The organism is Actinophytocola sp. (assembly GCF_049647105.1).
In the GTDB taxonomy this organism is placed as follows: domain Bacteria; phylum Actinomycetota; class Actinomycetes; order Mycobacteriales; family Pseudonocardiaceae; genus Actinophytocola.
The window spans coordinates 1-17,954 of record NZ_JBARWZ010000083.1; the positions used below are offsets into that span (position 1 = coordinate 1).

Here is a 17,954-nt window from a genome sequence, read left to right on the forward strand (position 1 = left end):
GATCCCCGGACCGCGCGAGCCCGCACGACCGCAACGCGGCGGCGTCGACCGACTCGGCGAACAGCAGCCCGCGCGCCGGGGCGCCACCCACCGCGGCGGGCAGTGACGAGGTCAGGCCGAGCGCGAGGACGGTCCCGGCATCCACCGACACCACCACGTCGTCGGCCACGAACCCCAGGCCCACCGACGCGAGCACGGCCAGCGCGCTCGCGTCGCACTGTCCACTCACGACCGCCACGCTCGGCAGCGTCGTCGACGCCATGCGGCGCACGAACGCCGCGACCTCGTCCGAGTACCGCGGCCCGGCCGCCGTGACGAGGACGGCGGTGACACCGTCGTCACGTTCCGCCGCCCGCAGCTCCCTGCCGGACGCGGAGATCCGCGCGATGGTCATGACCAACCCCTCACTGCCCGGTGAACCTCGGCGGCCGCTTCTCAAGCAGCGCCGTGATCCCCTCCACGTGGTCCGTGCTCGTCAGCATCAGCAACAGCTGCTGACGCTCGTACTCCAACGCGGCCGACAGCGGCAGTTCCTCCGCCCTGCGCAGCGCACCGCGCGCCGCGGTCACCGCGAGCGGTCCCTGCGCCGCGATCTCCGCCGCCACCGCGACCGCGGCCGCCACCAGTCGTTCGGCGGGCACGATCCGGTGCACCAGCCCCAGGTCACGGGCCTCGAACGCGTCGACCGTCCGGCCGGTCAGCACCACCCCGGCCGCGGCGTACCGCCCGGCGGCCCGTGCCCACCGCTGCGTGCCGCCCGCACCGGGCACGAGTCCCAGCTTCACCTCCGGCTGCCCGAACACCGCGGTGTCGGCCGCCACCACGAGGTCCGCCGCCAGCGCCAGCTCGCAGCCGCCGCCGAGGGCGAACCCGGCGACCGCCGCGACGAGCACGGTGTCCAGTGCGCCGATCCGGCGCCAGCACGTCCCGCGTGCGGATGCCGCGTACTCGACCGGCGCGATGTCCCGGAGCAGCCGTACGTCCGCGCCGGACGCGAACAGCGTGGTCCCGCCGGTCAGCACGATCGCGTGCACGGCCGGGTCGGCGTCCAGTGCGTCGAGCGCGTCGGCCAGCTCGGCCAGCAGGTCGGTCGAGAGCGCGTTGCGGTTCTCCGGCGAGTCCATGGTGACGACCGCGACCGGGTCATCTCCGCTGATGGTGACCTTGCCCATGCTCGGCGGCCCCTTGACTTGGCGATTCCCGTGTGTACGTTTGTCAGCATCTACGTCGACGTTGATTTTGGCAAGGAGACGCGGTCATGACGGTGCTCTGGGAACCGACTCTCGACTCCGATGCCACGCGCTGGCGAGACCTCGCCCGCACGACCGCCGCCGAGCGGTTCGCGCCACTGGCCGAGGAGCTCGACCGCGAGCAGCGCTACCCAGACGAGCACATCGCGACCTTCGTCGAGACCGGGCTGTCGGGCATGCTCGTGCCCGCCGAGTACGGCGGCGCGGGCCTGTCGATGACGGCGATCAGCGCGATCGTCGAGGAGGTCTCCGCCGCGTGCGCGTCGACCGGCGCGATCCTCGCCGCGCACGCGCTGGGTGCCGTGCCGGTCCGCCTGGCGGGCACCGGCGAGCAGAAGCAGCAGTTGCTCGGCCCGTTGCGTGCGGGCGAGGCGATCAGCTTCGCGCTCACCGAGGAGGGCGCGGGCAGTGACGCGGCCGCGATCCGCACCGTCGCCGAGGCCGAAGGAGACGGGTACCGGCTCTCCGGCGAGAAGATCTACATCGGCAACGGCAGCGTCTCCACCCGCTACGTGGTGTTCGCGAAGACCGATCCCGCCGCTGGCGCCCGCGGCATCACCGCGTTCGTCGTGCCCGCCGACGCGCCCGGTGTGACGATCGACCGCATCGAGGACAAGATGGGCATCCGCGGCACCCGGACCAGCAACCTCAAGCTGGACAACGTGCGGGTCGAGGCGGTCGACATCCTCGGTCAGGTGAACCGGGGGCTGAAGCTCGCACTGCAGACGCTCGACCTCGGGCGCGTCAGCGTTGCCGCGCAGGGACTCGGCATCGCGGCCGCCGCGTTCCGGCTCGCCGCGGCCGAGGCCACCCGCAGGCACACGTTCGGCAAGCCCGTCATCGAGAACCAGGGCATCGGGTTCCGGCTCGCGGACCTCGCGGTCGAGCTGTCCGCGGCGCGGATGCTGACCTACCAGGCCGCCGCGGCCTACGACGCAGGGCAGCCGGTGTCCATGCCCGGCGCGATGGCGAAGCTCTACACGAGCGAGGTCGCGCACCGGGCCGTGGACCTCGCCGTCCAGGTGTACGGCGGCGACGGCTTCTGCAAGCCCTGCCCGGCCGAACGGCTCTACCGCGACCAGCGCGTGCTGGAGATCTACGAGGGCTCCTCGGAGATCCAGCGGCTCGTGCTGTCCCGCGCGATCGCGGCCGAGGCGGCGGCGTGAGTCAGGTGGTCGTCGACGTCGCCGGCGAGGGTGGCCTTGCGGCGACCGCGTCCGGGGCGGTCGCGGCACACCTCGGCGACGCGTTCGTCGCGGCCAGGGACGCCATGGTCGCCGCGGCGCCGGGCGACGGCGTGCTCCTGCGCTGCACCACAGTGGACAGTCCGGCGCTCACCGGCGCGCTGACCTCGTTGTGCCGCAGCCTTGCCCGCGAGGCCGCGGCACACGGCGTGCGGGTGAACGCGATCCTCGCCACCCCGGAGGCCGACGTCGACGACCTCGTCGCGTTCCTCGGCGGCCCCTCGGGCACCATGTGCACAGGCGCCGTCCTGGAGGCGGTCTGACGTGGAGACCCTGCACGACTGCGAAACCTGGTCACCGGAACGGATTCGCGACCACCAGCTCGACCTGCTGCGCACCCAGCTGACGAGGCTCCACGGGACGAGCAGGCACTACCGACGGCGGTGGGACGACCTCGGCTGGCACCCGGCGGACCTGCGCGACCTCGACGACCTCGCGGCCCTGCCGGTCACGGACAAGGCCGGCTACCAGCAGGCGATCGACGACCACCCGCCCTACGGCGACTTCCTCGCCGTGCCACGGGAAGACATCGCCCGCCTGCACTTCTCGTCCGGCACCACGGGGGTGCCGACCCCGGTCGCCTGGACCGGACGGGACCTCGACCGCTGGGCCGATCTGTACGCCCGTGCCGCCTACAGCCAGGGTGTGCGGCCGGGTGATGTCTACCAGTGCCTGTTCTCCTTCGCGTGGTTCGTCGGCGGGCTCGGCGGCACGCTGGGCTACACCCGGCTCGGCGCGACCGTCATCCCCGCTGGCTCCGGCGACACGGAACGCCAGCTCGAGACGATCTTCCGGTACGGCACCACCGCGGTCGGTGGCACGCCGTCGTTCCTGCTGCACCTCGCCGACCGTGCGCGCGACCTCGGCTGGTCCCTCGCCGACTCGGCGGTCGAACACGTGATGGTCGGCGGCGAGCCGGGCGGCCAGGTCCCCGCCACCCGGGCGTTGATCGAACGCGAGTGGGGTGCCCGCTGCTACGACGGCTACGGCTGCCTGGAGTTCCAGCCAACGGCGTGGGAGTGCGCCGCGCAGGCGGGTGGGCACCTGGCCGAGGACTTCGCCTACGCCGAGGTGGTCGACCCGGTGACCCGCACGCCGGTGCCCGACGGCGAACCGGGTGTCCTCGTGCTCACCCACCTCGACAAGCAGGCCTGCCCGCTGGTGCGCTGGTGGACCGGGGACGTCGTGGTCCGCGACCGCGCACGCTGCGACTGCGGCCGCACACACGCGCGGCTCGTCGGCGGGGTGCGTGGCCGCGCCGACGACATGCTCGTCGTGCGTGGCGTGAACGTGTTCCCCTCGGCGGTCGAGAACGTCGTCCGCCGCGTCGTCGGCGACCTCGCGGAGTTCCGCATCGTCATCGACCCCGCGCTCGCCGACCCCGCCACCGGTTACCCGACCGGGCTGCGGTTGCAGGTCGAGGCGGTGGCGGGCGGCGAACTGCGCGGCAGGCTCGCGGCCGCGCTCCGCGCGGACCTCGCCGTGCGGGCCGTCATCGACATCGTCGCGCCGGGCGAGTTGCCCCGCACGACCCACAAGGCGCGGCGGGTCGTCCGCGCAGGAGAACCTGATGTGCCGGAGGTACACCGTGTCCCGTGACGTCCTGTTGCTCGGCGCCGTCCGCACCCCCAACGGGCGCTACGGCGGCTCACTGCGCGACACCAGCGTGGTCGAGCTGGCCACGCTCGCCGCCCGCGAGTCGGTCGCGCGTGCCGGGATCGGGCCGGAGCTGGTGGAGGAGGTGGTGCTCGCCAACTGCAGGCAGGCGGGCAACGGCCCCAACCCCGGCCGCCAGGTCGCCCTGCGTGCCGGGTTCCCCGAGCGGGCGCCATCCCAGACCATCAACATGGCGTGCGCGTCCGGGTTGAAGGCCGTGCAGCTCGCGTGGCAGTCGATCACCTCAGGCGAGGCCGACATCGCGGTCGCGGTGGCCGCCGAGTCGATGAGCACCATGCCCTACCTCGCGCCGGGCGCGCTGCGGTGGGGCGGCGTGCGGCGCGGTGACATCGTGCTCGCCGACGGCTGGCGCGACGGCGGCACCGACCCGGTTTGCGGGCTGAACATGGGCCAGACCGCGGAGAACATCGCGACGCGGTACGGGATCTCCCGCGCCGACCAGGACGCGTGGGCGCTGCGCTGCCACCAGCGGGTCGCCGCCGCGTGGGAGCACGGGTACTTCGCGGGCCAGGTCGTCGACGTGCCGCTCGCCGACGGCGACGTGCTCGACTGCGACGAGGGTTTCCGCACCGACACCACGGCGGAGCGGCTGGCGCGCCTCAAGCCGTCCTTCGCGGACGGTGGCACCGTGACGGCGGGCAACGCGAGCCAGATGGCCGACGGTGCCGCTGCCGTGGTGCTCGCCAGCGCCGACGCCGTCGCCGCGCACGGCCTCGTCCCGCAGGGCAGGCTGCGCTCGTTCAGCGCGGTGGGCGTGGACCCGACCGTCATGGGCATCGGGCCCACCGCCGCGATCCCGCGTGCGCTCGACCGTGCCGGACTGTCCACATCGGACCTCGATCTGGTCGAGATCAACGAGGCGTTCGCCGCGCAGATCGTGCAGAACACCCGCGAGCTGAAGCTCGATGAGGACCGGGTCAACGTCAACGGCGGCGGCATCGCGCTCGGCCACCCGACCGGGCAGAGCGGCTGCCGCCTCGTCGTCGCGCTGCTGCACGAATTGGCCCGCCGCGACGCCGCGCTGGGGGTCGCGAGCCTGTGCGTCGGCGGCGGTCAGGGTGTCGCCGCGGTGATCGAGCGGGTGGCGTGATGCGCGTGGTGGTGGCCGGGCTCGGCCCGATGGGACGGGGCATCGCGCGGGTCTTCGCGGAGGCGGGGGCCGAGGTGACGGTGGTGGACGCCGACGCGGAGGCGACCGCCATCGGCCACGCCCGGATACAGGAGGAAGGCCCGGTCGAGGTGACCTCGGCCGCGAGCGTCACCGAGGCCGTCCGCGACGCGGACCTGTTCGTCGAGGCGATCGTGGAACGCATGGACGCCAAGCAGGCGTTGCTGGCGCAGGTACGGGCCGCGGGCAACGACAAGCTGGTCGTCGCCTCGAACACCTCGTCGCTGTCCATCGGCGAGCTGGGCGTGGCCTACGGCGACCCTGCGCGGGTGGTGGGTATGCATTTCTTCAACCCACCGACGAAGATGCGGCTCGTGGAAATCATCCGAGGCGCGCGAACCGACCCGGACGTGGTCGCACAGGCCCGCGAATGGGTCGCGACACTGGGCAAGACGGCCGTGCTGTGCACGGACTCGCCGAACTTCATCGTCAACCGCGTCTGCCGCCCGCTCTACTACGAGTCGCAGCTGCTCGTGACCCAGGGGGTGGCGGCCCCGGTGGTCGACGCCGCCGTGCGCGGTGCGCTCGGCCATCGCATGGGCCCGTTGGAACTGCTGGACTTCACCGGCCTGCACACCCACCTCGGGTCGTCGGAGACGGCGCTGCGTGAGTTCGGCGACCCCCGTTACCGGCCGATCCCGCTCACCAGGCAGCTCGTGCGCGCTGGCACGACCGGCCGCGCGGCTGGGCGCGGTTACTACGACTACGCCGAGGGCAAGCCGAAAGCCGCGCAGGCCGCCGTGGTGCGGGCGCCGGAACCGACGGCCGCCCGGGTGCGGATCACCGGCCCCGACGCGGCACAGCTCGCGCTGCCGACCGACGGCGACGCGGACGTGGTGGTCTACCGCACCACGGGGTGCACGGCCGACGACGTCGCCGTGGTCACCGCGCTCGCCAGGCACGGCAGGGTGGTCGTCGACTCGTCCTCGGGTGGCTGGGTCGAGGCGCTGCCACCGGACGTGGGCTGGGTGCGGCTGCACGCGACCGCCGACGGGTTCTTCGCCGAGGTGGTGGCCGACGAGATCGCGAAGATCGCGCCGGCGTACGACGCCGCCGACGCGGTGGGCGCCGCCTCGGTGGCCGTGCCCGCGTTGCCGGGGCTCGTCGTGGACCGGCTGGCGCACACGATGGTCAACGAGGCGCTCACGCTGGTCGAGGAGGGCACGGCGGAAGCGGACGACGTCGACCTCGCGCTGCGGCTGGGCATGAACCACCCGGTGGGGCCGCTGGAGTTCCTGGCACAGGCCGGGCCGGCCGAGGTGCTGGCCGGTCTGCGTGGGCTGCTCGGCGGGTTCGGCGACCCTCGGTACCGGCCGGCGCAGCTCCTCGTCCGGCAGGCCGCCGGGAGCCGCCGGTGACCACGCTCGCCGAGGCGGTCGCCACCGTCGGGCCCGGCGACACCATCTGGCTCGGCAACTTCGGCACCCAGCTGTTCGCGGTGGGGGAGGAGCTGGTGCGGCAGGACATCCGGGACCTGCACGTCGTGCTCGCGTCCGGTGGGCTGCTGCTCGACCGGCTGATCGGCGCCGGCGTGGTCGCGGAGGTGACGTTCACGCACTGCTGGAACGCGATCGGCCCCGCACCCACCCGGCACTTCCGCCGGGCCTGGCAGGACGGCGCGGACATCCGCTGGCACGAGCTGCCCATGGGCGTCCTGGCCGCGGCACTCGCGGCCGCCGCACAGGGCCTGCCGTTCGCGCCGGTACGCGTGCACCCCGGCACCGGCTACCTGACCGACGACTGGTCCGGCGGCATGCTGGCGACCGTGACCTCGCCCTTCGGTGACACGACCGTGGTCAGGGCGCTGCCGGTGGACGTCGCGTTCGTGCACGTGGACCGCGCCGACCCCGACGGCAACAGCGTGTTCAGCGCCCCGCCCGGCGAGGCGGTGGCGGCGGCGCAGGCCGCGAGCCGGGTCGTCGTGGTCGCGGAGGAACTGGGCCTGCCCGCCGGTGTGCGTGCCGACCTGCCGGGCCTGTTCGTCGACACGGTCGTGGTCTCACCCGGCGCGGCAGCGCCCGACGGCGTGCCGGGCCGCTACCCGAGGGACATCGCGGCGTACACCGGGAGGACCCCGTGAACCAGGAGACCGTCGCCTTCCTCGCGGGGGCGGCACGGGAGTTCCGCGGCTGGGTGTTCACCGGGTTCCACTGGCCGGTGCTCGCCGGTCAGGTGGCCGCGCGGCTCGACGGTGGCGCCCCGACGTTCCGGCAGCTGTTCGAGGCCGGGTTCGCGACCGAGGGACCGGCCGCCGAGCTGCCGAGCTCGACGACCGACTTCGTGGCGTTCGGCGACGCGGTCGTGTGGCGGGGCGACGTGCTCGGCACGGTGGTGCGGCGCGCGGACCTCGTGGTCCTCGACGCGGCGAACGTCGACCTCGCGGGCCGGGTGAACTCGACGGCGATCGGTGACTACCGGGCGCCGCGCGTGCGGATGCCCGGCGGCGGTGGCGCCGCGGACGCGGCAGGCGCCGCCCGTGACCTCCTCCTGCTGTACGGCGGCACCGACCCCGGCAGGCTGGTCGAGCGGGTCGAGCACGTGACGGCCGCGCCAGGTGGCCCGGTGCGGCTGCGTACCCGGTGGGGCACGGTGCGCCTCGGCGACGAGCCGAGGTTGCTGACGAAGAACGGTGACGTGCTGGCGGACCGGTTGCGGCAGCTGGGGGTCGACCCCTCCGGTGCCGTGCCGGAGGAAACGCCGTCGGCACGGGAGCTGGCGGTGGCCGCCGAGGTGCTCACCGAGGCGGCGGAGCGTGGGTATCTGGTGGCTCGGGAGGCCGTTGATGGGTGACGAAACCGACGAGTTGCGCCGCGAGGTCCGCGAACTGGTCACGGACCGGGACTTCGCGCCGCGTTGCGACGGGTGGATGCGTGGTCACGACCCCGGCTTCACCCGCGAGCTGGCACGGCGTGGGCTGATCGGGATCACGTGGCCCGCGCCCTACGGTGGCGGCCGGTCCAACCTGGCGCGCCTGGTGGTGACCGAGGAGCTGCTGCGGGCGGGTGCGCCGGTCGCCGCGCACTGGATCGCCGACCGGCAGATCGGCCCTGCCATCCTCCGCAACGGCAGCGAGGAGCTGCGGGCCGCGATCCTGCCCGGCATCGCCGGGGGCGAGGTGACGTTCTGCCTCGGCATGAGCGAGACCGAGTCCGGGTCGGACCTCGCGTCGGTCCGGACGAAGGCGGTGCGGGACGGCGCCGGGTGGCGGATCACCGGCAGCAAGATCTGGACCACCTACGCGCACCGCGCCACCCACGCCTACGTCCTCGCCCGTACCGACGACAGCGGCGGCAAACACGATGGACTGACGGAGTTCGTCGTGGACATGGCCGCGCAGGGGGTGACGGTCCGGCCGATCCTCGACCTGTCCGGCGAGCACCACTTCAACGAGGTCGTCCTCGACGACGTGGCCGTGGCGGCGGACCGGGTCATCGGCGAGGTGGGCACGGGGTGGCGCCAGGTCACCGAGCAGCTCTCGTTCGAGCGTGGCGGGATGGAGCGGGTGCTGTCGACCTACCCGCTGCTGGCCGCGCTGACCCGCCGCCCGCTCGACGGGTCCGGCCACGCGGCGGTCGGCACGCTCGCGGCACGGCTGATGGTGTTGCGGGAGCTGGCTTGCCGGGTGGCGGAGTCGATGGACGCCGGCCGGGCGCCCGCCGGGGAGGCCGCGGTGCTGAAGTACCTCGGCACGACGTTCGAACGCGAGGTCGTCGACGTGGTCCGCGCGGCGAGTGAGGTCGTGCCGGTGCTCGACGGGGACGGGCTCGCGGGTCTGCTCGCGCAGGCGCAGCTGGCCGCGCCGGGCTTCTCCATCCGCGGCGGCACCGACGAGATGCTGCTGACGATCGTGTCCCGTCAGGCCCCGGCCCCCGATGTCGACGACGTCGGCCGGATGGCGGACGACGTGCTGGCCTCTGCGCCGGACCCGTGGGCCACCGCGGTCGAGCTTGGCTGGACGACGGTGGGTGTCGACGAGGAGCACGGCGGCTCCGGCGGGACGTTCGCCGACCTCGCCGCCCTGGTCCGCGCCACCGGCAGGCACGCGCTCCCGCTCCCGCTCGCCGAGGTGGCGCTCGGGCAGGCAGGTGCTGCCGACATCGCGGCGGTGGCCGACGACCTCGTCGTCGAGGACGGCCGGATCACGGCAACGGCCGACGTGGCGTGGCCAGAGTCGTCCGGCTCCCTGCTGCTGCTCGGCCATGGCACCGCCGCCCGCGTCGACCTGTCCGCCGACGGCGTGACCACGCGGCCGTGGCGGGACATCGCCGGGCGGCCGCGCCTGCGCGTCGAATGCGCCGACGTGGCCGCGGCCGTCGTCCCCGGCTCGGCGGACCGGCTCACCGTGCTCCTGGTGCACGCCGCGCTCGGCGCCGTCGAGGGCGTGTGCCGCCTGACCAGGGAGTACGTCACCACGCGCGTCCAGTTCGACCGCCCGCTCGTGCGCATGCAGGCCGTCGCGCACCGGCTCGCCGAGATGGAGTGCGCGCGGGTGCTCCTGGAGGTCGCCGCGTCGGCCGCCCTCGGTCTCGAGCCCGCCAGGGTCGCCGCGGCCGCCGTGCTGCTCGACCCGGTCGTCACCTCGGTCGCCAGGCTCGCCCACCAGCTGCACGGCGCCATGGGCATCACCCACGAGCACTCGCTCCACCGCTACACGACCCTGCTCTGGGCGTTGCGGGACGAAACCGGCCCGGCCCGCACGTGGGCCGTCCGCCTGTACGACCTCACCAGCACCGAGGAAGCCCTGTGGACCGCGGTCACCACCCGCCCGGACGGGATGTGACCGCGATGTCCTTCGTGCTCATGGAAGAACCCGCGCCCGGCGGCCGATGGCGGATTCGGCGCGGTGCTCGATTTCGAGTCGTTGGCACCGGCATCCTCGGCGGAGAAACCCATTGTCGTGTCGGCGATCGCGGCTTCGCGAAATCGTTCATGACGATTTCGCGGTCGAATTCGAAAACTGTTTCCGCTGCTAGATAAGGTAAGGATGTCCTTACCTCTCGTGTTGCGGGGTCATATCGGTGGTGGCATTGTTCGATACGCCGAACTGTTGCCAGAGGAGTACGACATGACCACCACGGAAATGCCGGCCGTCAGTGAGTGCACGGTCAGCGCGTGTTCGTACAACGACCACGGATGTCACGCTTTCGCGATCACGGTGAGCGGCTCGAACGGTGCGGCCGACTGCGGCACGTTCATCCCGCTGACCGCCAAGGGCGGCCTGCCGAGGATCTCGTCCCAGGTCGGCGCCTGCACGCGGTCCGACTGCACACACAACGTGATGCTGGAGTGCACGGCGTCCGCGGTGCGCGTCGGCCCCGGCCAGGGCGACCACGCCGCGAACTGCCTCACCTACAGCCCCCGCTAGCACCACCACCGCGATGCCCTGAAGGTGCCCTCGGGACGTTCACCGTCCCGAGGGTGCCCTTCAGGGCATCGGTGTCACGTCGGTCAGATGACGACCGCGCGGAACGCGTGGACGCACCAGGGGCCGTCGTAGCTGGTGACCCACAGGTTCGTCGAGTAGCCATCGAGCTCCTGGTCCTTCGCGGTGCCGCGCAGGTACAGCTGGACGGACTCGGCGCCGGAGGCGTTGCCGTCCATCGTCGGGTCGATCGCCAGGTCCGGGTCGTAGCCGACCAGTTCGTCGACGTCCGCCGCAGTGCTGATGGCGTCCGCGCAGAGGGCCCCCTTCGCGATGTCCGCGTCGCCGCCGTTGACCGCGTCGAGGAAGGCCTGCATCACCGCCAGGGCCGCCGAGGGCACCGGCTGACCGCCCGCGGTGGGTTCACCGCCGCCAGGGCCGGACGGCACCGACGACGGTTCCACCGGCTCGCTCGTCGCGGGCCCGCCTGCCGCCTGGATGTCCTGCCAGCACCACTCGTCGTCGACGCGGGTGACCGTGACCTCGAACTCGCCCTTCTCGTCATCCACCGATACCTCGACGGTGCCCATGACCTCGTCGTCGGCGACCTCCTCGGTGTCCACCAGCTCGGCCCCGGTGACGTTCCTGGCGTCCTCGATGGCCTCGGACACGTTGGCTTTCGCGTCCGCGCAGGCGAGGTCATCAAGGGCGCTCGTCTCCTGGGCATCCAGGCCGTCGGCCACCGCGGCCAGGACGGTCTCGGCGCCGTCGCCGTCGGGTTCGGACGACGTGGTGGTCGTCGTGGTCGGGCTGCCGACTGGCGTGCCGTCGTCATCGCTGCGGAAGAACCCCGGTGCGACGAACCCGGTGATGCCGAGACCGGCGAGGAGCACCACGACCACCGCGACCACGGACACGATGGCGGCCGTGTTCTTCTTCGGTGGTGGGGGTGGCGGCGCGCCGTAGCCCCCACCGTAGGGGCCGCCGTATCCCGGATACGGTTCCTGCCCGCCATAGGGCTGCTGAGGGTACGTCACCAGGGCCTCCCGCCTCGTTGTTGCCGCCTTCGACTGCGGCCGCGTCCGTCTCGTTCCCGGGAGTTACGCTCTGTGTTCTAGACCGGAGGAGATCTCATGACGACCGCGAACGCCGCAGGCTTCGCCGAGCTGGCGTTGCGACCGGAGCTGCTGACCGCCCTGTCCGGGCTCGGCTACGAGGAACCGACGCCCATCCAGCGCGCGGCGATCCCGGAGGTGCTGGCCGGCCGGGACCTCGTCGGGCAGGCCGCGACCGGCACCGGCAAGACGGCCGCGTTCGCGCTGCCCGTCCTGCACCGGATCGGGCTGCCGCGCAGGACAGGAGAGCCCGCGGCACTGGTGCTGGTGCCGACGCGGGAGCTCGCGGTGCAGGTCTGCGAGGCCATGCACCGCTACGGGCGCGACCTCGGCGCGCGGGTCCTGCCGGTGTACGGCGGCCAGCCGATCGTCCGGCAGCTGCGGGAGCTGGACCGCGGCGTCGACGTGGTCGTGGCGACCCCCGGCCGCGCGCTGGACCACATCGCCCGCGGCACGCTGGCGATGACCGCGCTCGAGATGGTGGTGCTCGACGAGGCCGACGAGATGCTCGACATGGGCTTCGCGGAGGACATCGAGTCGATCCTGCAGGACGTGCCGGAAGAGCGGCAGATCCTGCTGTTCTCCGCCACCATGCCGCATCGCGTCAACGGGATGATCAAGCGGCACCTGCGTGACCCGGTCCGCGTCGAGCTGGGCAAGGGGGCCACGACCGGCGACGAGACCGCGCTGGTCCGGCAGGTCGCGTACGTGGTCCCGCGCGGGCACAAGCCCGCCGCGCTCGGCCGGGTGCTCGACGTCCACGCGCCGACGGCCGCCGTCGTCTTCTGCCGGACGCGCGAGTCGGTCGACCAGCTCTCCGAGACCCTCAACGGCCGCGGCTACCGCGCGGAGGCGCTGCACGGCGGCATCGACCAGGGGCAGCGCGACCGGGTGGTCGGCAGGCTGCGTGCCGGGACCGCGGACCTCGTGGTGGCGACCGACGTTGCCGCGCGCGGCCTGGACATCGACCAGCTCACCCACGTGGTCAACTACGACGTGCCGAGCGCGCCCGACACCTACGTGCACCGCATCGGCCGGGTGGGCCGGGCGGGCCGCGAGGGCGTGGCGATCACCCTCGCGGACCCGAGGGAGCACCGGATGCTGAAGACCATCCAGCGGGTCACCGGGCAGCGGATCGCCATCGAGAAGCTGCCCAGCGTCGCCGACCTTCGTGCGCAGCGGCTCGAGCTGACCAGGGCCGGACTGCGGGAAAGCCTCCTCGAGGACGACCTCGACCGCTTCCGCCCGGTGATCGAGCAGCTCGCCGAGGAGTTCGACATCGTGGAGGTGGCGCTCGCCGCCGTCAAGATGGCGCACGAGGCGAGCGGCGCCGCCGCGGACGAGGAGGAGATCCCCGAGGCCGCGCCGTTGTCGCCACGCGAGGGCGGCCGGGACGCCGGCGGCCGGACCGGTGGCCGGGACCGGCGGCGAGGTGACGGTCAGGGCATGGCACGGCTGTTCGTCGGCGCGGGCCGAGCGGCGGGCGTGCGGCCGCAGGACCTGGTCGGCGCGATCGCGGGCGAGTCCCGCCTCAAGGGGCGGGACATCGGGTCCATCGAGATCGCCGACCGGTTCTCGCTCGTCGAGGTGCCGGAGGTGGCCGCGGACGAGGTGATCGCGGCGCTGCGCGGGAGCACGATCAAGGGACGGCGGGCCACCGTGCGCAGGGAGCGGTACCAGCGCCGGTAGGCATAGAGGGCGCGCGAATAGGGCATGGCATCCACCGACCCTATTCGCGCGCCCTCTGAGTGGTTTGAACCGCCGCGAAACGGCTACCTTCTGTGCGGTGAGCACCGAAAGCCCTCGGTCGGGCGACGCCTTGCGCAAAGTCGCGGTTCCCTGCCTGTACCTGCTGATCATCGCGGCCGCGCTGTGGTTGCTCGGCCAGGTCGTCGCCCGCCTGATGATCGTGGTGGCGCCGGTGGCCGTCGCGCTGATGGTCGCCGCTCTGCTCTCCCCGGGTGTCTCGCTGCTGGTGCGGCACCGGGTGCCGAAGTGGCTCGCCAGTGTGATCGTCCTGCTGCTCGGCATCGGCATCGGCGGCGGGCTCGTCTGGTTCGTGATCGCCACGCTCGTCGCCGGGCTGCCCGACCTCGGCGAGCAGCTGAACGAGAGCTACCGGCAGCTGCGGAGCTGGCTCACCGAGGGTCCACTCGGGCTCACCGGCGATCAGCTCGACTCGATGCTCGCCCAGGGCCAGACCTGGTTCTCCAACAACCGTTCCGCGCTCGCCTCCGGCGCGTTCGGTGTGCTGTCGACCGCCGGTGTCCTGCTCGCGGGGGCCGTGCTCGTGGTGTTCCTGCTGGTCTTCTTCCTCCACGGCGGTGACCGGATGTGGCGGGGGCTCACCAGCCCGCTGCCGGAGCGGCACCGCGACGTGGTCCACCGGGCCGGTATCCGCGCGTTCGCCGACCTCACCGCCTACGTCCGGGTCACCATGGTGGTCGCGTTGATCGACGCGGTCGGGATCGGGCTCGGGTTGTGGATCACCGGCGTGCCGCTGGTGCTGCCGCTGGCCGCGCTGGTCTACGTCGGCGCGTTCGTGCCGATCGTCGGCGCGTTCGCCACCGGCCTGGTCGCCGTGCTCATCGCGCTCGTGAGCAAGGGGCCGCTGATCGCGTTGATCGTGACCGGCGTCGTCGTGCTCGTGCAGCAGCTGGAAGGCAACGTCTTCGCGCCGCTGCTGGTGAGCAAGTCGGTGAAACTGCACCCGGTCGCGGTGATCCTCGCGGTCGCCGTCGGCGTGGAGCTGGCGGGCATCGTCGGTGCCTTGTTCTCGGTGCCGCTGCTCACCACCGTCCGATCGGTGTACCTCACGTTGCGGGACCGGGACAGTGAACCGGAACGCGACGACGAGGCACAGCCAAGCGGCGCGGGCGAACCAGGGTAGAGCGCGGTCCTGGCGTCCACTGTGTACAGACCGAAACGCGGTCGGTAGCTGCCCAAACCACATTGTCAACGCCAGTGCTATATGGTGTCCCAGATCCCAGGTCGGCGGGTCTTTTTCCGGTGGTGGGCCGGGATTTCGCGGCCGCCACATCGTCGTGTCCCGCATGGTCGTTAGGCCCCGTCCGGACAGACTTGCCGCGGTTTCTCCCGCCCTTTCGCGCGCCCGTACAGACCTTCGTCGTCGCCGTCGTGTGGCGCAGAGTGCTTCTCGGGGACGGGAGGTGCGGGCATGGACTTCGTCGACGGAGTGCTCGTGCGGCTGGCCGATCCGGCGAGCCGGGGCGCGTTGTTCGACGCGGCGTCGACCGCACATCTCGTCGAGGCCGCGTACGACACCGACGTGATGGTGGTGGAGCCGCCGTTCATCCCCGTGTTCGACGACCTCCGCATCGGTTACGCCGCGCCGCCGTCGGCCACGGCCGACGGCGAGTGGATGAGCGCGGGCGGCAGGGACCGGACCGAGGTCCGGCTGCGCCTGCACGGTTTCGGCGCGGCCGAGCCGATGCGGGTCGACGCGCTCTGGCGCGGCGCGCTCGTCGTGCGCACCACCGTGGCCACCGACCGGATCGAACACGTCGAGCTGGCGCGTCCCGGGTTCGACGTCGACCCGGAGATCGAGACCGATCTTGGTGGGCTGCCCGCCGACCCTGTTCAGCTCGAGACCGAGCGCAGGACCAGGGTGCTCGCGCGGCTGCGTGCCGGGCTCGACCAGCCTGCCGCCTTCACCGACGACCACCTCGACCGGTTGCTCGTCGGGGTCGGCGCCGGGTCCGTCGGCGACCTCGTGACCCGCTTCGCCGGGCAGGTCGCCGCGTCGGCCGTGCGGATCCGTTACACACCACCGTCCGCCGCACCACCCGTCGCGCGCCCCCTTCCGTTCTCCGCCGCGGTTCTGGTGCGGGACCAGGGTTTCTCGCTCGCCGACACGCTGGTGCAGAGCAGGCTCGTCCGTGCGCGGGCCGAGGAACTCGGCCTCGTCGCACCCGCGGAGCCGACGGTGCGGGTACGGCATCCCGTGGTCGTCGTCTGGCTGGTGCCCGCCGGGGTGTTCGACGACGAGGCGTGGCCCGGCGGGGACAGCGGCACCGAGGCCCAGCGCCGTGCGGCCCGGTTCGCCAGGGCGGGCCAGTGGCTTGCCAACGAGGGCATCGGGCTGGTGGCGGTCCCATGACCGCCACAGCGAACCATTCTGGACGGGAGGACTCGTGACAATCCCAGCAGCGTTCCCGTATGTGGAAGTGACGATCGTGCCGCCGCCCCCACCGAGGGCGCAGCGGTCGCCGGGGGTGATCGCCGTCGTCGGCAGGACACCCAGTGGTGTGGCGGGCGGTGAGGCGGCCGCCAACACGCCGGTCGCCGTGGACACCCTCGAGCAGGCGGTGACGAACTTCGCCCGCATCCAGAACGGGAACATCGCCCGCACCGCGCTGTACGACTCGCTCGAGCTGGCGTTCCTGCAGGACCCCCGGCCGTCGAAGATCTACGGCGTCAAGGTCTCCGGCGACGACTACGCCGCGGCGCTCGGCGGCCTTGAGGCCGCCGACGACGTGACGATGGTGTCGCTCGCGAACGAGGTGACCGTCGGCGCCGCCGCCGGCGGCGGCAATCCGCCGACCGGCCTGCACGCGTTGAAGGCGCACGTCGAGTCGATGTCGGCGGCGGGGCAGCGGCGGATCGGGTTCGCCATGGTCGACCCGGCCACCGCGAAGAGCGCGACCTACGTCACCGACGTGACGGCCGCGGTCGACTCGCTGAAGAGCTCCACCAGCCGCATGGCCATGATCGCCGCGCGTGGTGCGACCGGGGACGTCGCGACCGCCGCGATGGCCGCCGTGGCCGGGCTTCCCGTGCACCACAGCATCGTGTTGAAGAAGCTGCGGGGCGTGTCCATGCCGGTGCAGCTGCAGTACAGCCCCGGCGAGATCCGCGGCCTCTCCGAGGCCGACGTGCTGCCGATCATCGACCCGGCGCTGATCACCGGCGAGAGCCTGCACTTCGCGGACGGCAGGCTGTTCACCACCGACGCGAGCCTGCTGCACGTCGACCTCGTGCGCACGCTGGACCAGATCGAGTTCAACCTGCGGGCCGGGCTGATCGGCCTGATCGGCGACGGCCGGATCACCAAGCCGGGCATGACCCAGCTCAAGGTGAGGGTGGACGGCATCCTCGGCCCGCTGCTGCGCCAGCAGGTGATCGACGCCTACCAGGTCGACATCCCCGTGCTGGACATCCTGCGCACGCCGGAGGCCGCCAGGTCCGCGACCGACAACGCGATCGTCACCACCGCACGGGAGACCAGGACGGTCGACCTGATCGTGACGATCACCTACGGCCCGGCGGTGAGCAGGTTGCTCGTCAGCCTCGTGGCCAAGTTCTGACCGGAGGAGGTCGAGCACATGTCCAGCCCGGAATGGCGTACGCGGCTCGCGGTCACACTGACCGCGGGCGACGCCACCGTGACGATCACCCCGATCGACACGTTCACGCCGTCGTTCTCGATGAACGTGGAGCCGCTGCACTCGGTGGAGGCCAGCCACATCGGCGCGATCTTCTCGCCGCCGACGATCAACTTCTCGATGACCGTCAAGGCCATCGGCGACGTCGTCGGCAGGCTCACCAAGCTCGCGCTCGACGGCACGACGTTCGACATCTCGATGCTCGAACAGGTCGGCGACGACTGGACGTTCTCGTCGTTCGTGCTGCAGAACTGCCTGATCACCAGCGCGTCGCCGTCCACGGCCACCGTGACCGGCGCGCCGACGGCGACGTTCAGCGGCTTCAGCCTGTCCGCCGAGGTCGACCCGAAGACCGGCGAAGCCTCCTCGGTGCCCTGATGAGCCCCGACCGCGGCCGGGTCAGCCGCATCGGGCGGACCGGCCTCGCGCTGGTGCACGAGGGCGAGTGGGTGGTCGCTGGCGCGGGGAGCGCGGCGGAGGCCGACGAGGCCGTCGACGAGGAACGCACGGTGATCCAGTACCACTTCCCGGTCGAGATCGAGGTCGTCGGCACGGCGGCCGAGGTGGACCGGGACACGGTGGTCGACCTGACGCTCGGCAGGCTCGCCGAGCACCTGGAGGGTTTGGTGTGACGGTGACGGTGCACGTGCCCTGCCGGCTGCGGATGGCCGCCGGCTCGGCGTCCGGCGCGGTCGCGGCGGGGTTCGCCGCCGCGGTCGGGCGTGCCGTCGCC

Annotated in this window: 18 protein-coding genes; 15 read left to right on the plus strand and 3 right to left on the minus strand. The window is 72.6% G+C overall.

Annotated elements, in window-relative coordinates:
- Both WBA97_RS10035 and WBA97_RS10040 read right to left on the minus strand, forming a co-directional pair.
- The coding region (locus tag WBA97_RS10035; RefSeq protein WP_424230462.1) for a hypothetical protein at positions 1–394 on the minus strand (394 nt) is incomplete at its 3' end.
- Between the two features lie 10 nt (positions 395–404).
- Positions 405–1,172 (minus strand): enoyl-CoA hydratase-related protein, encoded by a 768-nt coding sequence (locus WBA97_RS10040; RefSeq protein ID WP_424230463.1) that lies wholly within the window; start codon positions 1,170–1,172, stop codon positions 405–407.
- Positions 1,173–1,258: 86 nt separating this feature from the next.
- Between WBA97_RS10040 and WBA97_RS10045 the strand changes: the two genes are divergently transcribed.
- From WBA97_RS10045 to WBA97_RS10085, 9 genes are all read left to right on the plus strand, one after another.
- Positions 1,259–2,416, plus strand: coding sequence for an acyl-CoA dehydrogenase family protein (locus tag WBA97_RS10045; protein WP_424230464.1), 1,158 nt, complete (start codon positions 1,259–1,261; stop codon positions 2,414–2,416).
- Complete coding sequence (locus WBA97_RS10050; RefSeq protein WP_424230465.1) at positions 2,413–2,757, plus strand: Rossmann fold domain-containing protein; 345 nt, start codon at positions 2,413–2,415, stop codon at positions 2,755–2,757. The genes WBA97_RS10045 and WBA97_RS10050 overlap by 4 nt, the downstream gene beginning before the upstream one ends.
- 1 nt (position 2,758) lies before the next feature.
- Positions 2,759–4,093 carry a phenylacetate--CoA ligase family protein gene (locus WBA97_RS10055; RefSeq protein WP_424230466.1) on the plus strand — a complete coding sequence of 445 codons (1,335 nt, stop codon included), beginning with the start codon at positions 2,759–2,761 and terminating at the stop codon, positions 4,091–4,093.
- Entirely contained in the window at positions 4,065–5,261 is a 1,197-nt protein-coding gene (locus WBA97_RS10060; RefSeq protein WP_424230467.1) for a thiolase family protein, read from the plus strand. Before WBA97_RS10055 ends, WBA97_RS10060 begins: the two co-directional genes overlap by 29 nt.
- Positions 5,261–6,697, plus strand: coding sequence for a 3-hydroxyacyl-CoA dehydrogenase NAD-binding domain-containing protein (locus tag WBA97_RS10065; protein ID WP_424230468.1), 1,437 nt, complete (start codon positions 5,261–5,263; stop codon positions 6,695–6,697). Before WBA97_RS10060 ends, WBA97_RS10065 begins: the two co-directional genes overlap by 1 nt.
- Positions 6,694–7,419: a CoA-transferase gene (locus WBA97_RS10070; protein WP_424230469.1), complete on the plus strand. Its 726-nt coding sequence runs from the start codon at positions 6,694–6,696 to the stop codon at positions 7,417–7,419. The genes WBA97_RS10065 and WBA97_RS10070 overlap by 4 nt, the downstream gene beginning before the upstream one ends.
- A complete protein-coding gene (locus WBA97_RS10075) occupies positions 7,416–8,129 on the plus strand; it encodes a hypothetical protein (protein WP_424230470.1) in 714 nt (237 codons plus the stop codon). The genes WBA97_RS10070 and WBA97_RS10075 overlap by 4 nt, the downstream gene beginning before the upstream one ends.
- Entirely contained in the window at positions 8,122–10,119 is a 1,998-nt protein-coding gene (locus tag WBA97_RS10080) for an acyl-CoA dehydrogenase family protein (protein ID WP_424230471.1), read from the plus strand. The genes WBA97_RS10075 and WBA97_RS10080 overlap by 8 nt, the downstream gene beginning before the upstream one ends.
- A 285-nt stretch (positions 10,120–10,404) precedes the next feature.
- Entirely contained in the window at positions 10,405–10,704 is a 300-nt protein-coding gene (locus tag WBA97_RS10085; RefSeq protein WP_424230472.1) for a DUF1540 domain-containing protein, read from the plus strand.
- Positions 10,705–10,787: 83 nt separating this feature from the next.
- Here the strand turns inward: WBA97_RS10085 and WBA97_RS10090 are convergent, their stop codons facing one another.
- Positions 10,788–11,738: a hypothetical protein gene (locus WBA97_RS10090; RefSeq protein WP_424230473.1), complete on the minus strand. Its 951-nt coding sequence runs from the start codon at positions 11,736–11,738 to the stop codon at positions 10,788–10,790.
- 96 nt (positions 11,739–11,834) lie between these two features.
- On the opposite strand from WBA97_RS10090, the gene WBA97_RS10095 reads away from it, so the two are divergent.
- From WBA97_RS10095 to WBA97_RS10120, 6 genes are all read left to right on the plus strand, one after another.
- Positions 11,835–13,505: a DEAD/DEAH box helicase gene (locus WBA97_RS10095; protein ID WP_424230474.1), complete on the plus strand. Its 1,671-nt coding sequence runs from the start codon at positions 11,835–11,837 to the stop codon at positions 13,503–13,505.
- A 97-nt stretch (positions 13,506–13,602) separates the two neighbouring features.
- Positions 13,603–14,706 (plus strand): AI-2E family transporter, encoded by a 1,104-nt coding sequence (locus tag WBA97_RS10100; RefSeq protein ID WP_424230475.1) that lies wholly within the window; start codon positions 13,603–13,605, stop codon positions 14,704–14,706.
- A gap of 288 nt (positions 14,707–14,994) precedes the next feature.
- Positions 14,995–15,936, plus strand: coding sequence for a hypothetical protein (locus WBA97_RS10105; RefSeq protein ID WP_424230476.1), 942 nt, complete (start codon positions 14,995–14,997; stop codon positions 15,934–15,936).
- 34 nt (positions 15,937–15,970) lie between these two features.
- The gene (locus tag WBA97_RS10110) at positions 15,971–17,143 is read left to right on the plus strand and encodes a hypothetical protein (RefSeq protein ID WP_424230477.1); all 1,173 of its coding nucleotides are present in this window, start codon (positions 15,971–15,973) and stop codon (positions 17,141–17,143) included.
- Between the two features lie 18 nt (positions 17,144–17,161).
- Complete coding sequence (locus WBA97_RS10115) at positions 17,162–17,599, plus strand: hypothetical protein (RefSeq protein ID WP_424230478.1); 438 nt, start codon at positions 17,162–17,164, stop codon at positions 17,597–17,599.
- A complete protein-coding gene (locus WBA97_RS10120; RefSeq protein ID WP_424230479.1) occupies positions 17,599–17,853 on the plus strand; it encodes a hypothetical protein in 255 nt (84 codons plus the stop codon). The genes WBA97_RS10115 and WBA97_RS10120 overlap by 1 nt, the downstream gene beginning before the upstream one ends.
- Positions 17,854–17,954: the final 101 nt, after the last annotated feature.